The 14,709-nt window shown below is 56.3% G+C and carries 14 protein-coding genes; 3 read left to right on the forward strand and 11 right to left on the reverse strand.

Annotated elements, in window-relative coordinates:
- Positions 1-23: 23 nt before the first annotated feature.
- Both alr and dnaB read right to left on the reverse strand, forming a co-directional pair.
- Complete coding sequence (alr, locus tag AC0TN7_RS01620) at positions 24-1,103, reverse strand: alanine racemase (protein ID WP_290094302.1); 1,080 nt, start codon at positions 1,101-1,103, stop codon at positions 24-26.
- 16 nt (positions 1,104-1,119) lie between these two features.
- Positions 1,120-2,532: a replicative DNA helicase gene (gene dnaB, locus AC0TN7_RS01625; RefSeq protein ID WP_023310046.1), complete on the reverse strand. Its 1,413-nt coding sequence runs from the start codon at positions 2,530-2,532 to the stop codon at positions 1,120-1,122.
- A 66-nt stretch (positions 2,533-2,598) separates the two neighbouring features.
- Here dnaB and AC0TN7_RS01630 point away from each other — a divergent pair, with 66 nt between their 5' ends.
- A complete protein-coding gene (locus AC0TN7_RS01630; RefSeq protein WP_121932734.1) occupies positions 2,599-3,582 on the forward strand; it encodes a quinone oxidoreductase in 984 nt (327 codons plus the stop codon).
- Positions 3,583-3,766: 184 nt separating this feature from the next.
- Here AC0TN7_RS01630 and pspG read toward each other — a convergent pair whose 3' ends face one another.
- From pspG to AC0TN7_RS01650, 4 genes are all read right to left on the reverse strand, one after another.
- Positions 3,767-4,009: an envelope stress response protein PspG gene (gene pspG, locus AC0TN7_RS01635; protein WP_024906716.1), complete on the reverse strand. Its 243-nt coding sequence runs from the start codon at positions 4,007-4,009 to the stop codon at positions 3,767-3,769.
- 136 nt (positions 4,010-4,145) lie between these two features.
- Complete coding sequence (dusA, locus tag AC0TN7_RS01640) at positions 4,146-5,141, reverse strand: tRNA dihydrouridine(20/20a) synthase DusA (RefSeq protein ID WP_024906715.1); 996 nt, start codon at positions 5,139-5,141, stop codon at positions 4,146-4,148.
- 82 nt (positions 5,142-5,223) lie between these two features.
- Positions 5,224-6,534, reverse strand: coding sequence for a conjugal transfer protein TraF (locus AC0TN7_RS01645; RefSeq protein ID WP_024906714.1), 1,311 nt, complete (start codon positions 6,532-6,534; stop codon positions 5,224-5,226).
- Between the two features lie 172 nt (positions 6,535-6,706).
- On the reverse strand, positions 6,707-7,195 hold the full coding sequence (locus AC0TN7_RS01650) for a cupin domain-containing protein (protein ID WP_024906713.1): 489 nt from the start codon (positions 7,193-7,195) through the stop codon (positions 6,707-6,709).
- A 115-nt stretch (positions 7,196-7,310) separates the two neighbouring features.
- Between AC0TN7_RS01650 and zur the strand changes: the two genes are divergently transcribed.
- Complete coding sequence (gene zur, locus AC0TN7_RS01655) at positions 7,311-7,823, forward strand: zinc uptake transcriptional repressor Zur (RefSeq protein WP_008503369.1); 513 nt, start codon at positions 7,311-7,313, stop codon at positions 7,821-7,823.
- A gap of 47 nt (positions 7,824-7,870) precedes the next feature.
- Here the strand turns inward: zur and AC0TN7_RS01660 are convergent, their stop codons facing one another.
- The 4 genes from AC0TN7_RS01660 to AC0TN7_RS01675 form a co-directional block, all read right to left on the reverse strand.
- The gene (locus AC0TN7_RS01660) at positions 7,871-8,080 is read right to left on the reverse strand and encodes a CsbD family protein (protein ID WP_024906712.1); all 210 of its coding nucleotides are present in this window, start codon (positions 8,078-8,080) and stop codon (positions 7,871-7,873) included.
- A gap of 121 nt (positions 8,081-8,201) precedes the next feature.
- Entirely contained in the window at positions 8,202-9,539 is a 1,338-nt protein-coding gene (dinF, locus tag AC0TN7_RS01665) for an MATE family efflux transporter DinF (RefSeq protein WP_024906711.1), read from the reverse strand.
- A 63-nt stretch (positions 9,540-9,602) separates the two neighbouring features.
- Positions 9,603-10,211, reverse strand: a complete 609-nt coding sequence (lexA, locus tag AC0TN7_RS01670) for a transcriptional repressor LexA (RefSeq protein ID WP_024906710.1) — start codon at positions 10,209-10,211, stop codon at positions 9,603-9,605.
- Positions 10,212-10,319: 108 nt separating this feature from the next.
- Positions 10,320-10,688, reverse strand: a complete 369-nt coding sequence (locus AC0TN7_RS01675) for a diacylglycerol kinase (RefSeq protein ID WP_032650593.1) — start codon at positions 10,686-10,688, stop codon at positions 10,320-10,322.
- A gap of 154 nt (positions 10,689-10,842) precedes the next feature.
- Between AC0TN7_RS01675 and plsB the strand changes: the two genes are divergently transcribed.
- Positions 10,843-13,263: a glycerol-3-phosphate 1-O-acyltransferase PlsB gene (gene plsB / locus AC0TN7_RS01680; protein WP_024906708.1), complete on the forward strand. Its 2,421-nt coding sequence runs from the start codon at positions 10,843-10,845 to the stop codon at positions 13,261-13,263.
- 104 nt (positions 13,264-13,367) lie between these two features.
- Here the strand turns inward: plsB and gntU are convergent, their stop codons facing one another.
- Positions 13,368-14,708 (reverse strand): gluconate transporter, encoded by a 1,341-nt coding sequence (gntU, locus tag AC0TN7_RS01685; RefSeq protein WP_010436459.1) that lies wholly within the window; start codon positions 14,706-14,708, stop codon positions 13,368-13,370.
- Between the last annotated feature and the right edge of the window lies 1 nt (position 14,709).

The raw sequence follows: 14,709 nt of genomic DNA on the forward strand, positions 1-14,709 counted from the left end.
AAAAACCTCACTCCATTGGCGGTTCAATCAATGTACTTCATCGCTACCCGCGAGGTCAGACGCGTGATAAGTTCGTAAGCACTTACTTTCGTGATTTCAGCAATGCGTTCAACAGGCAGCCCTTCCCCCCACATCACAACATCATCACCAGGCTTATCCTGGGCTTCAGGCCCCAGATCAACACAAATCATATCCATCGCCACGCGACCGACAATCTTCACTTCGCGACCGTTGACCAGAACCGGCGTACCCGTTGGCGCAGCGCGGGGATAGCCATCACCATAGCCCATCGCCACCACGCCAAGACGGGTATCACGCTCGCTGGTCCAGGTACCGCCGTAGCCCACCGGCTCCCCCGCTTTATGGTCTCGCACGGCAATCAGGTTAGAGACCAGCGACATAACCGGCCGGAAGCCAAAGTCCGGCCCCCAGGGTTTGTTCTCCAGCGGCGACACGCCGTAGAGAATGATGCCCGGTCGCGCCCAGTCGAAATGCGACTGCGGCCACAGCAGAATACCGCCGGATGCCGCAATCGAGCGCATCCCCGGCTTGCCTTCGCAGAAGGTATTAAAGATATCCAGCTGCCGCTCGGTCGCACCGCACTCGGGCTCATCGGCGCGGGCGAAATGGCTGACGATATTCACCGGCTGGCGCACGTTTTTGCACCGGCATAAACGCTGATAGAACGCTTCCGCGCTCTCCGGACGCACGCCCAGACGGTGCATGCCCGTGTCGAGCTTCATCCACACGGTCACCGGCTCGCTCAGCTCGGCGGTTTCAAGTGCGGCCAGCTGTTCTTCGTTGTGCACTGCCGTATGCAGATGCTGGTCAGCAATGGTCGGCAAATCTGTGGCTTCGAAAAAGCCTTCGAGGAGCAGAATCGGTTGGGTAATCCCCCCCGCGCGCAGGCGAAGGGCTTCTTCAAGACGGGCGACGCCAAAGGCGTCGGCATCGGGGAGCGTTCGCGCGGTCTCAAGAAGACCGTGTCCGTAAGCGTTCGCTTTCACGACTGCAACGAGCTTGCTGGCGGGTGCCAGTTCTCGCAGACGTTGCAGGTTGTGTCGCAGAGCGCGGCGGTTAATGACAACAGTTGCCGCTTGCATTTGAATTCCTTAGAAATTACTCATCATCATATTGAGGACCGGCATAGTTGTCGAAACGCGACCACTGTCCGTTAAAGGTCAGACGCACCGTCCCGATAGGGCCGTTACGTTGTTTACCAATAATAATTTCGGCGATCCCTTTCAGGTCGCTGTTCTCGTGATAAACCTCATCACGGTAGATGAACATGATTAAGTCGGCATCCTGCTCGATGGAGCCGGATTCACGCAGGTCGGAGTTGACTGGGCGCTTGTCGGCACGTTGTTCCAGGGAGCGGTTCAGCTGCGACAGCGCTACCACCGGCACGTGCAGCTCTTTGGCTAACGCCTTGAGCGAGCGGGAAATTTCGGCAATTTCCAGCGTACGGTTGTCTGAAAGCGACGGGACGCGCATCAGCTGAAGGTAGTCGATCATGATAAGGCCGATACCGCCGTGTTCACGGGCGATACGGCGCGCGCGGGAGCGAACTTCCGTCGGCGTCAGGCCGGAGGAGTCATCGATATAGATGTTACGCTTTTCCAGCAGAATGCCCATGGTGCCGGAGATGCGCGCCCAGTCCTCATCGTCGAGCTGACCGGTACGGATGCGGGTCTGATCCACGCGCGACAGCGATGCCAGTGAACGCATCATGATCTGCTCGGAGGGCATCTCAAGACTGAAGATCAGTACCGGTTTATCCTGCAACATCGCCGCGTTTTCGACGAGGTTCATCGCAAAAGTGGTTTTACCCATCGACGGACGCGCGGCGACGATAATCAAATCCGACGGCTGCAGGCCGGCGGTTTTCTTGTTCAAATCGTCATAGCCGGTGTTCACGCCGGTGACGCCATCGTGCGGCTGCTGGAACAGCTGTTCGATACGGGCCACGGTGGCGTCGAGGACATCGGCGATGTTTTTTGGGCCTTCGTCTTTATTGGCGCGGCTTTCGGCGATTTTAAAGACGCGGGACTCAGCAAGGTCGAGCAGGTCTTCGCTGGTGCGACCCTGCGGATCAAAACCGGCTTCGGCGATCTCGTTCGCCACCGATATCATCTCGCGGACGACGGCACGTTCACGCACGATATCGGCATAAGCGCTAATGTTCGCTGCACTAGGCGTGTTTTTTGACAGTTCCGCCAGATAGGCAAATCCGCCGCAGCTGTCGAGCTGCCCAAGACGCTCCAGCGATTCCGCGAGCGTAATCAGGTCGATCGGGCTGCCCGACTCCTGCAGACGCGCCATTTCGGTAAAGATGTGGCGGTGCGGACGGGTATAGAAATCTTCCGCCACGACGCGCTCGGCGACGTCGTCCCAGCGTTCGTTATCCAGCATTAAACCGCCCAACACCGACTGTTCCGCTTCAATCGAGTGCGGCGGGACTTTTAACCCTGCGACCTGGAAATCACGCTCGCGAGGTTCAGTCTGTTTGTTGAAGGGTTTGTTTCCTGCCATAGTGAATGGAGTTACCGAGATAAAGAGTGGGTCGAAAGATTACCATATTTTTCTTACGGAGGGAGCATGGCAACGCGCATTGAATTCCAGAAACACGGTGGGCCAGACGTACTGAAAGCGGTGGAGTTCACCCCAGCCGCGCCTGGCGAAAACGAAGTGCAGGTTGAAAACAAAGCCATCGGCATAAACTACATCGACACCTATATTCGCGGCGGTCTCTACCCGCCTCCGTCAATGCCGAGCGGCCTGGGCACCGAGGCAGCCGGTGTCGTCGTCAAAGTGGGCAGCGCGGTCAAGCATATTAAAGAGGGCGACCGCGTGGTGTATGCGCAGTCAGCGCTGGGCGCTTACAGCTCCGTCCACAACGTCCCGGCGGATAAAGCCGCCCTGCTGCCTAACGCCATCTCCTTTGAGCAGGCGGCAGCCTCGTTCCTGAAAGGTTTAACCGTTTACTACCTGCTGCGCAAAACCTATGAAATTAAACCCGACGAGCAGTTCCTGTTTCATGCCGCAGCGGGTGGCGTCGGGCTCATCGCCTGTCAGTGGGCAAAAGCACTGGGCGCGAAGCTGATCGGCACCGTCGGAAATGCACAAAAAGCGCAGCGCGCGCTGCAGGCGGGTGCCTGGCAGGTGATTAATTACCGCGAGGAGAGCATTGTTGAGCGGCTGAAGGAGATCACCAGCGGCAAAAAAGTGCGCGTTGTGTATGACTCGGTAGGGAAAGACACGTGGGAAGCGTCGCTGGACTGCCTGCAGCGTCGCGGTCTGATGGTAAGCTTCGGGAATGCGTCAGGCGCGGTGACCGGCGTTAACCTGGGCATCCTGAACCAGAAAGGGTCTCTGTACGTGACGCGTCCTTCCCTGCAAGGATACATCACCAACCGGGAAGAACTTGAGGAAGCCAGCAACGAGCTGTTCTCGTTAATCGCCAGCGGCGTCATCAAAGTGGACGTGGCAGAGGCGCAGAAATTCGCGCTGACCGATGCGCAGCGCGCGCATGAGGTGCTGGAGAGTCGGGCGACGCAGGGGTCGAGTTTATTGATTCCCTGAGCCCCAAAAAGAAATTGGGCTTCCCGTGGGAAGCCCTTTCTTTTTTTAGTTCGGCTGTATGTAGGGTACAGCTCGATGAATTCTTTAACGGCAGTCATAGTGACAGATTCGATAAGTAAATCCTATTCTGTTCTAAGCCCTGCCGCCGGAAAAGTTACAAGTATGTGACGAACCCCTCAATACCTTAGTAACGAAAGCGGTTATTGCGCTGATAACCGGGCACTTTTGGCGCTTTAATCGCCCGAATCACCCACACGACCGCGATGGCCAGCAGTAGCCACGGCAGCAGTTTGATTGTCAGGGCAAACAATCCACCAATAAACATGACCACAGTCGCCACCACGATAGCCGCCAGAATGCCGAGCAGCGAAACGCCTGTCGCTAACAGCATGACAAAAAATCCAATCACAAAAAGTAGTTCCAGCATGGTGCTCTCCCACGAGTTCCCGAGTAATGCAGTAGGCATTACAAGAATCATGCCAGTATTAACCTGTTGTAATTAAAGAAAAACGCCCCGCGAGCGTTCGCAGGGCGTGGTGAATTTGACGAACTTTTAGCGAAAGTTATCGCTTGTCTGCCACCAGGCGCAGCGCATGTTCCAGCACCTCAATATCGGCACCGGCTTTATGTGCGTTTTCGCTCAGGTAGCGACGCCACTGGCGCGCGCCCGGAATGCCCTGGAACAGGCCAAGCATATGGCGGGTGATATGGCCGAGATACGTACCGTTGCTCAGCTCGCGCTCAATGTAAGGATACATCGCACGCACGACGGCAACCGGATCGGTGTCTGCGCCTTCGATGCCAAAGATTTCGCGATCGACCATCGCCAGAATGCCCGGATTCTGATATGCCTCGCGCCCAACCATCACCCCATCCATATGCTCAAGGTGCGCTTTGGCCTCTTCCAGCGACTTGATGCCGCCGTTAATGGACATGGTCAGGTGCGGGAAGTCACGCTTCAGCTGATACACGCGCGGATAGTCCAGCGGCGGGATCTCACGGTTCTCTTTTGGGCTGAGGCCGGAGAGCCAGGCTTTTCGCGCGTGGATGATGAACGTCTCGCACTCGCCCTTTCCGGAGACCGTATTGATGAAGTCGCACAGGAATTCGTAGCTGTCCTGGTCGTCAATGCCGATACGGGTTTTGACCGTCACCGGAATGGAAACGACGTCACGCATCGCCTTAATACAGTCCGCCACCAGCTGGGCATTCCCCATCAGGCAGGCACCAAACATGCCGTTTTGCACGCGGTCGGACGGACAGCCAACGTTCAGGTTGATCTCGTCGTAGCCGCGCGCTTCCGCCAGCTTCGCGCACTGCGCCAGCGCGGCCGGATCGCTGCCGCCCAGCTGCAGGGCAACCGGATGCTCTTCTTCGCTATAGGCCAGATAATCGCCCTTCCCGTGGATGATTGCGCCCGTAGTCACCATTTCGGTGTACAGCAGCGTATGGCGGGAGAGCTGGCGCAGGAAATAGCGGCAGTGTCTGTCCGTCCAGTCGAGCATCGGCGCAATGGAGAAACGGTGTGCAGGGAAAGCGGTCTGTGATTCTGACGACATGGCGAAGTTTTAAGCATCTGGTGGAAAAGGGGCGCTACTATAGCACAAAGAAAAGCCGGAGGCGCAGCGCCTCCGGTGGACTTTAGAACGTCATGCTCAGCTGGGCCCCTGCGCCCCAGGTTTCGTCTTCACCGTACAGGCCCATCAGGTCAACATGAACGGTACTGAATGGCGCGAAACCGACACCGCCGGTAAAGACATTGCTGTCGTTACCCTTCACGTCCGCGCGATAACCCGCACGCACCGCCAGCCAGCTGAGCGGCGTCACCTCGGCACCCACGCCAACATACTGCGACGTATCTTCGCTCTTAAATCCTTTGGTTTCCGTCAAATCGCCATCGGCGGTCAGCGTCACCAGATCGTTGTGCCAGGCGGCTCCGGCGGTCACCAGCGGACGGATCTGGTAGGTATCTTTATAGCTCACCACTTCTCCCGTCCGCCCGTTGCGGATACGGATATCTTTGGTGTCGATATCGCGCGACATCAGGTTTTGGCCACTCACGCCGACCGTCCAGTTCTCGCCGAAATCAGCCGCAATACCGGCATCGACGTTAAAGCCCGTATCGTCTGTGCGGTAGCGGCTGTCGTTCCACTTGTTACTGTCGTAATCGTAGATTGAGGTGGTGTAGTTATAGACCCAGGTTTTTTGCAGTTTTGGCGTCACGCCTACGGAAACCGGGACGCCGCCGAGGTCAAACTGACGGGCAACGGCAACGCCGTAGTCAGACACAATCGCCGCCCGGCCAGACGCTGTTGAGTTGAGGTTTTTAGTGATCTGATCCGTGCCGTTCAGCGCAGCGTCCAGGGCAACACCGGCAGCCACCACTTTGCTTCTTTGAATACCGCGCAGATAATCAATATCTTGCTGATCGATAGACGAGCTAACCCGGCCATGAGCATAGCCTTTCGCCATAAAGGCCACGGAAAGCACATCGTTAGGGATACTCACCGCAAGCCCTGCTCCTGCCGTCGCGCGTGCGGTTTTGCCTTTGAGATAGTCCAGCTCATCGGCGAGATCTTTGGCCGCGCCCTGGAATTGATTAATGGAACCTAACGGATTAGTGATAATCTCCCTTGGCGTGAGGTCATCAACCACATCCTTGTAGTGATTAATTTTGTCGTTGATGGTATCAATCTCGTCCTGAAGATTGTCTTCATCCGTCACCTGCACCCCAACGGCTGGCAAGATGACCGTCACATCATCGTCTGGTTTTGCCTTTGCCAGCAGCGCCGGGTTAATTAACGCCCCACTGCCATAGCTCCCGGAGGCAACGCCCGTCCCGCCCATGGCGTCACTCCGTGATTCTGTCCAGGTATTGGCTGCTCCCGCCTGATTTGCCATAAACAAGGAGACAGCAATGCTAACCACCGAAAATTTAAAATTTTTTTTCACAGTATGCCCGTTATAGTCTGTTATGAAATAACCCCTGTCTGTTATCACCCAAACAGGAACGAACTATTGCTGTGAATAAGTAGTAAAAGACCCGCTATTTCTGTCCCTAAGTAAAACTCCCTTACGGCCTGTTATATTTTGTGACGGCCCTCAATATTTATAGATGAGGAAATTATTTTTTCCCAGGTTTTCCATCATGCGGTCCAAAAAACTGGGGTGGGTGGTCTACCCAGCGATCCTCACGGGTAGCGGCATACACGGGGTTGAGTGGATAGTAGATGCGATTGTGCTTCTTGTTGGCCTCGCCTACGACCAGCAACCGCACCTCTTCCTCCGTGTTGTTGATAAATGTGTGGCAGATACCGGTTCCGGCAGGAAATCCCACGCTGTCGCCAGGTTCAAGTTTCCATAGATAGCCATTTATCCACGCTTCTGGATAACCTTCGAGCACATAAATGAACTCTTCTTCATCGCTTTCAGCATGCGGATAGGACGTTCTGCGCCCGGGCGGCAAACGCTCATGATGGATACCAATGCGCCTGAGCCCAAGCTTACGAGCCAACGGGGCGCCGATAGAAAAAAGCTCATCGCTATCTGGATAGGTCGAATCATCCGCACCTTCTACGTCGCGCCAGTGCCGAATACAGTCAGGTTTTTTCATTGTTTATTTCCCGGTTTGTAATGGGTCAGGTATAGCACAGACTGGCGGATCTCGGTGTTTTTACCAGAACATGATAAAGTGGGGGTTTTCCGTCCTATAACATCCGGGGTGCTACATGGATAAGTCCACAAAAGAGCTGTTAGCGCAGGCCGAAAAGCTGTGCGCGCAACGCAATGTGCGCCTGACTCCGCAGCGCCTTGAAGTATTACGTCTGATGAGCCTGCAGCAGGGTGCCATCAGCGCCTACGATCTGCTCGATCTTCTCCGCGAAAGCGAGCCGCAGGCAAAGCCGCCAACGGTTTATCGCGCCCTGGATTTCCTGCTTGAACAAGGGTTCGTGCACAAGGTGGAATCCACCAACAGCTATGTGCTGTGCCATCTGTTCGATCAGCCCACCCACACATCGGCGATGTTTATCTGTGACCGCTGCGGCGTGGTGAAAGAAGAGGCTGCGGAAGGCGTGGAAGACATTATGCATACGCTGGCAGCGAAAATGGGGTTTGCCCTGCGTCATAACGTGATTGAGGCGCACGGGCTCTGTTCCGCGTGCGTGGAGGTGGAAGCCTGTCGTCATCAGGACGCGTGCCAGCACGACCACTCAATTCTTGTGAAGAAAAAGCCGCGTTAACGGCAAAAGAAAAGGCGGCTTAGAGCCGCCCTGTGGGTTATTCAACGTTACCAGCGGTAGTCGTTACGGGTTTCCCAGTCTTTGACTTCGTTTTCCGCCTGATCTTTCGCGTAGCCGTAACGTTCCTGAATTTTACCGACAAGCTGATCGCGTTTACCTTCAATGACGGTCATATCGTCATCCGTCAGCTTACCCCACTTTTCTTTCGCTTTACCTTTGAACTGCTTCCAGTTGCCGCCGATTTCGTCTTTATTCATCATCGTGTCCTCTTAAGTTAAGCGTCGGGTCGTAACGTCCGTTACGTTCTTTTCTGCTGGACGTGATAATTATTGTAGTTAAGGATTCGGCAGTTGGTTTCATATTCGGAATCTTTAACCGTCACGATATATCGTGACGTGAAGAGAACCAGGTATTGTTTTGCCAGTGGCGGTGCCAGATAAACGCCAGCGACAACCCTCGCAGCGAGAGGAAAACGGCCAGGGCCAGCCACAAACCGTGATTACCCAGCCAGGGGAGCGTCAGCAGCGTCAGACCAAACCCGGCCGCTGCAACCGCCATACTGTTACGCATTTCCGCTCCGCGCGTCGCACCAATAAACATGCCGTCCAGCAGATAACACCAGACGCCGACCACCGGTAAGACGACTTGCCAGATGAGATAGTGACTCGCCAGCTCGCGCAGCGCAGGGATAGACGTCAGCAATGCAACGATCTGCTCACCAAAGAAGGCGTAAACCATACCGAACGCCAGCGCCACCAGTCCCGACTGGCGGCAGGCTGCCCGCCAGACGTCCCGAAGCTGCCCGCTTTCGCGCGCACCGTACGCCTGCCCGGAATGCGCTTCTACCGCATAGGCAAAACCGTCCAGCGCGTAGGCGGTAAAGGTCAGTAGCGTCATCAATACTGCGTTGACCGCAACGATTTCTGGCCCCAGTCGAGCCCCGAAGACCGTCAGCGCTCCGAAGCAGAGCTGAAGCAGCAGCGAGCGCAGCATGATGTCTCGGTTAAGCGCCAGCAGCTTACGGATATTGCCGCGCCATGCGGTTTTGAGCAGCGCCAGGGAGATGCCGCGCATCGCCAGCACGCGCCAGACCATCCACAGGCCAATAATAAAGGTTCCGTACTCGGCAATCGCCGTCGCCAGCGCCGCGCCCTGCACGTTCATATGCAGACCCATGACCAGCCAGACATCCAAAACGATATTGAGCAGGTTACCCACCACCAGCAAAATCACGGGTGCACGGGCGTACTGCACGCCCAATAGCCACCCCAGCAGAACCAGGTTAGCCAGTGACGCGGGCGCGCTGAGCCAGCGGATTTCAAGGAAACGTCGCGCCTGCTCTAATACCGCCTCGCTGCCGCCAACAACATGAAGCGCAAGGTCGATCAGGGGCGCACGCAATAAAACGATTAACGCCCCCGCGCCAAGCGCGAGGATCAGCGGCTGGACCAGCGCGCGCGCCAGACGCAGCGGATCTTTTGCACCATAAGCCTGTGCCGTGAGCCCGGTGGTGCTCATACGCAAAAAGAGCAGCAGCATAAACAGGAAGCTGGTTGCCGTCGCGCCAATCGCCACGCCGCCAAGATAAACAGGCGAATCAAGATGGCCAATAACGGCCGTATCGACCAGACCCAGCAAGGGAACGGTAATATTGGAGAAGATCATCGGAAGAGCAAGACGCCACAATGCCTTATCGGATGCCGTCAGCAGTGACATGAAAAATACCGGGTGTGGAGAATGAAGCAGGCTACAGCGGCGCCATAGCCTGTCAGGAAGAGGTTACAGCCATTCGCCGTTGCGAATGACCCCAACCGCCAGCCCTTCGATAGAGAAGTTGTGTTCGCGAAGATCGACCACAATCGGGGAGAACTCGTTGTTTTCAGGCAGTAGCTGAACGGTGTTCCCCTGTTTTTTCAGACGTTTGACGGTGACTTCATCATCAATGCGCGCGACGACTACCTGGCCGTTACGTACATCCTGCGTTTTGTGCACCGCAAGCAGATCGCCGTCAAGAATACCGATGTCTTTCATCGACATACCGCTGACGCGCAGCAGGAAATCAGCGCTCGGTTTGAACATGGCTGGATCGACCTGGTAATGGCCTTCAATATGCTGCTGTGCCAGTAAAGGCTCACCGGCAGCAACACGCCCCACCAGCGGAATGCCCGTCTCTTCTTCCACCAGCAGGCGGATACCACGTGACGCGCCCGAAACAATCTCAATCACGCCCTTACGCGCCAGCGCTTTCAGGTGTTCTTCGGCAGCATTTGGAGAACGGAAACCCAGACGCTGCGCGATTTCCGCACGCGTGGGTGGCATACCCGTCTGGCCGATATGATCCCGGATGAGATCAAACACCTCTTGCTGCCTGGTCGTTAACGCTTTCATTCCGCCCCCTGGGTGTATATACAGTTATGCTGTGAGTATATACAGTCAAAGGCGATTTTGGAACCAAAAACTGCACAAAAAACCAGGGACTTAATTATTCCTCGAGGCTCATCGGAAATGTGACCAAAGCAGCGTGACCCAGGTGATAGCGGCAGTGATAATCGCCAGCAACACGGCAGCAGAGCCCATGTCTTTTGCACGGCCAGAAAGTTCATGGAAATCTGAACCAATGCGATCAACCACGGCCTCAATAGCGCTATTAAGAATTTCCACTATCATCACCAGAAGCACGGAACCGATAAGAAGTACGCGGGTAATAGCATCAACATCAAGGTAACAGGCGACGATCACCGCGATGATAGCGGCGACGCCCTCCTGGCGAAAGGCGGCTTCGTTGATCCACGCGGCACGGAAACCTTTCCATGAATAGCCGGCGGCTTTGATGATACGCGTTAACCCAGTGGTATTATTGGCCATTAAAAGAACCTTTTATGAAAAAAAGCGTCAGTAACAGGAACTGTAGCGCGTTTCGCTACAGCCTGAAGTATGACGGGTAACAACAGAAATTTTGCGCGCTTTCTGTTATCCTTGCGCCGCAATTGCATTATTAACCAGAGGCTTTACATCGTTTATGTCCGGCTGGCCACGAATTTACTACAAATTACTTAATTTACCATTAAGCATCCTGGTAAAAAGCAAGTCTATCCCAGCAGAACCCGCGCTGGAATTGGGGCTCGATACGTCACGTCCTATTATGTACGTTTTGCCTTATAACTCGAAGGCAGACTTACTGACGCTTCGCGCCCAGTGTCTGGCGCATGACTTACCTGACCCGCTTGAACCGCTGGAAGTTGACGGGACGCTGCTGCCGCGCTATGTGTTCATTCACGGTGGACCGCGCGTGTTTACCTACTACACGCCAAAAGAAGAGTCCATCAAGCTGTTCCATGACTATCTCGACCTGCACCGCAGCAACCCCGATCTGGATGTGCAGATGGTGCCGGTATCGGTGATGTTTGGTCGTCGTCCGGGCCGTGAAAAAGGTGAAGAGAACCCGCCGCTGCGCATGCTTAACGGCATCCAGAAGTTCTTTGCGGTCTCCTGGCTGGGGCGCGACAGCTTTGTGCGTTTCTCCCCTTCCGTTTCGCTGCGTCGCATGGCGGACGAACACGGCACCGACAAGATCATCGCGCAAAAACTGGCGCGCGTGGCGCGTATGCACTTCGCCCGCCAGCGCCTTGCTGCCGTTGGGCCGCGTCTCCCGGCGCGTCAGGATCTGTTCAACAAGCTGCTGGCCTCCAAAGCGATTGCCCGCGCCGTCGAAGACGAAGCGCGCAGCAAGAAAATATCGCATGAGAAAGCCCAGCAGAACGCCATTGCGCTGATGGAAGAGATTGCAGCGAACTTCTCTTACGAGATGATTCGCCTGTCCGATCGTATTCTCGGCTTTACCTGGAACCGTCTCTACCAGGGCATCAACGTTCATAACGCCGAGCGTGTACGTCAGCTGGCGCATGATGGCCATGAGATTGTCTATGTTCCCTGCCACCGCAGCCACATGGACTACCTGCTTCTTTCCTACGTGCTCTATCATCAGGGGCTGGTACCACCGCACATTGCTGCCGGTATCAACCTGAACTTCTGGCCAGCGGGTCCAATTTTCCGCCGCCTGGGCGCATTCTTTATCCGTCGTACCTTCAAGGGCAACAAGCTCTACTCCACCGTGTTCCGCGAGTATCTGGGCGAGCTGTTCAGCCGCGGCTATTCCGTGGAGTACTTCGTGGAGGGCGGTCGTTCCCGTACCGGACGTCTGCTCGATCCGAAGACCGGCACGCTGTCGATGACCATCCAGGCGATGCTGCGCGGAGGAACCCGCCCCATCACGCTGGTGCCAATCTACATTGGCTATGAGCACGTGATGGAAGTGGGCACGTACGCCAAAGAGCTGCGCGGTGCGACCAAAGAGAAAGAGAGCCTGCCGCAGATGCTGCGCGGCCTGAGCAAGCTACGCAATCTCGGTCAGGGCTACGTGAACTTTGGCGAACCAATGCCGTTGATGACATACCTGAACCATCACGTTCCCGAGTGGCGGGAATCCATCGATCCTATCGAAGCAATTCGTCCGGCCTGGCTGACGCCAACGGTCAACGGCATCGCGTCCGAGCTGATGGTGCGCATTAACAACGCCGGTGCGGCTAACGCCATGAACCTGTGCTGTACGGCGCTTCTGGCTTCGCGTCAGCGCTCGCTGACCCGTGAACAGCTCACGGAGCAGCTGGATTGCTATCTGGACATGATGCGCAACGTGCCGTATTCCGTTGATTCAACCGTGCCTTCTGCGACCGCCAGTGAGCTTATCGATCACGCGCTGCAGATGAACAAGTTTGAAGTCGAAAAGGACACGATCGGCGACATCATCATTCTGCCGCGCGAGCAGGCAGTGCTGATGACCTACTACCGAAACAACATCACCCATATGCTGATGCTGCCGTCGCTCATGGCGGCTATCATCACCCAGCATCGCCGTATCTCGCGTCAGGAACTCTTGCGTCACGTTGAAACGCTCTATCCGATGCTGAAAGCGGAGCTGTTCCTGCGCTGGAGTAAGGATGAGCTGGCGGGCGAGCTGGATAAACTGACGGAAGAGCTGCGTCGCCAGGGGCTGATCACCGTCACGAACGATGAGCTGCACATCAACCCGTCACGCTCCCGCACCCTGCAGCTGCTGGCGGCCGGTGCGCGCGAAACGCTGCAGCGCTACGCCATTACGTTCTGGCTGCTGAGTGCGAACCCGTCAATCAACCGCGGTACGCTGGAGAAAGAGAGCCGGACGCTGGCCCAGCGCCTGTCCGTTCTGCACGGCATTAACGCCCCTGAATTCTTCGACAAAGCGGTCTTCAGTTCCCTGGTCCTGACGCTGCGCGATGAAGGCTTCATCAGCGATACGGGTGATGCCGAGCCGGAAGAGACGCTGAAGGTATACCAGATGCTGGCAGAGCTGATTACCTCGGACGTGCGTTTGACGATTGAGAGCGCCACGCAGGGCGAGTAACGCAATGCCGGGTTATGGCCCGGCCTGACGCCCTGGATAATAAAAAGGCCCGGTAAGCGCTGACGCTACCGGGCCTTATTTTTAGCCTTGTTAAATCACCGCCCTCAGCTGAGCAGCGTAAAGGCAATCATCCCGACAATTGCACCCGTCGTGCCGAGAATGGTCTCCATCAGCGTCCAGGTTTTCAGGGTTTGCGCTTCGGTGGCGCCGGTAAATTTACCGAACAGCCAGAAGCCCGCGTCGTTAACGTGAGAAACCACAATCGAACCGCCCGCGATACAGATAGACAGCGCGGCCATCTGCGCACCGGAGTAGTTCAGCTGTTCAATCACCGGCATCACCAGACCCACGGCGGTTAAACACGCCACGGTTGCGGAACCCTGGATGATACGTACCGCCGCAGCCAATACGAAACAGGTTACCGCAATCGGCAGGCCCATCCCGGTCAGCGCTTCGCCCAGAGCCGGGCCCACGCCGGAATCCACCAGTACCTGCTTGAACACGCCGCCGGCACCGATCACCAGCAGGATAATCCCCGCAGGCTGCAGCGCGGCACCGCAGATCTCCATCACCCGGTCTTTTGGCATCCCCTGACGCATCGCCAGGCCGTAAATCGCCACCAGACAGGCCACCAGGATCGCCGTGAACGGGTGCCCGATGAACTCAAACCATTCATAGGCGCTGGAACCCACCGGCACAAAGCGCGCGGCGATGGTTTTCAGACCCACGAGAACCAGCGGGAGCAGGATCAGCGACAGGCTGAAGCCGAAGGACGGCATTTTGCCCTCGCCCAGGTGCGGCTCGGTAATGTCATCCGGGATATGCAGCTCAACGTAACGGCTGATGAAGTTGCCCCACAGCGGACCGGCAATAATCATTCCCGGGATTGCCGCGCACAGGCCAATCAGGATCATCCAGCCAAAGTCAGCGTGCATCTGGGACGCCAGCAGCATCGGCGCAGGCCCAGGCAGCAGAAACGCCGCGGCCGCCGCCACGCCCGCAAACAGTGGAATAACCAGCTTCACAAGGTTTGTGCCGGTATGGCGCGCCATGGAGAACGCGACGCTTATCAGCAGCACAACGGCCACTTCAAAGAACAGCGGCAGCGCGCAAATCAGGCCCGCCAGGCCAATCGCGTAGTGCGCGCGGCTGTGGCCGAAGGATTTCAGCATTTTGACGGCAATCTGGTCGACCGCGCCCGTCTCGTGCAAAATCTTGCCAAACATCGCGCCCAGCGCGACCACAATCGCCAGGAAGCCCAGCGTACCGCCCATCCCTTTTTCCATCGTCGCGGCGATCTTGTCGAGCGGCATACCGGAAAAGAGACCTGCACCTATAGAAACCACCATCAAAGCAACAAAAGCGTGCATACGCGCCTTCATCACTAAAAACAGCAGCAGCAACACGGAACCCACTGCTGTCAAAACTAGCGTTAATGTACTCAAA

The organism is Enterobacter sp. PL_is511 (genome assembly GCF_055816065.1).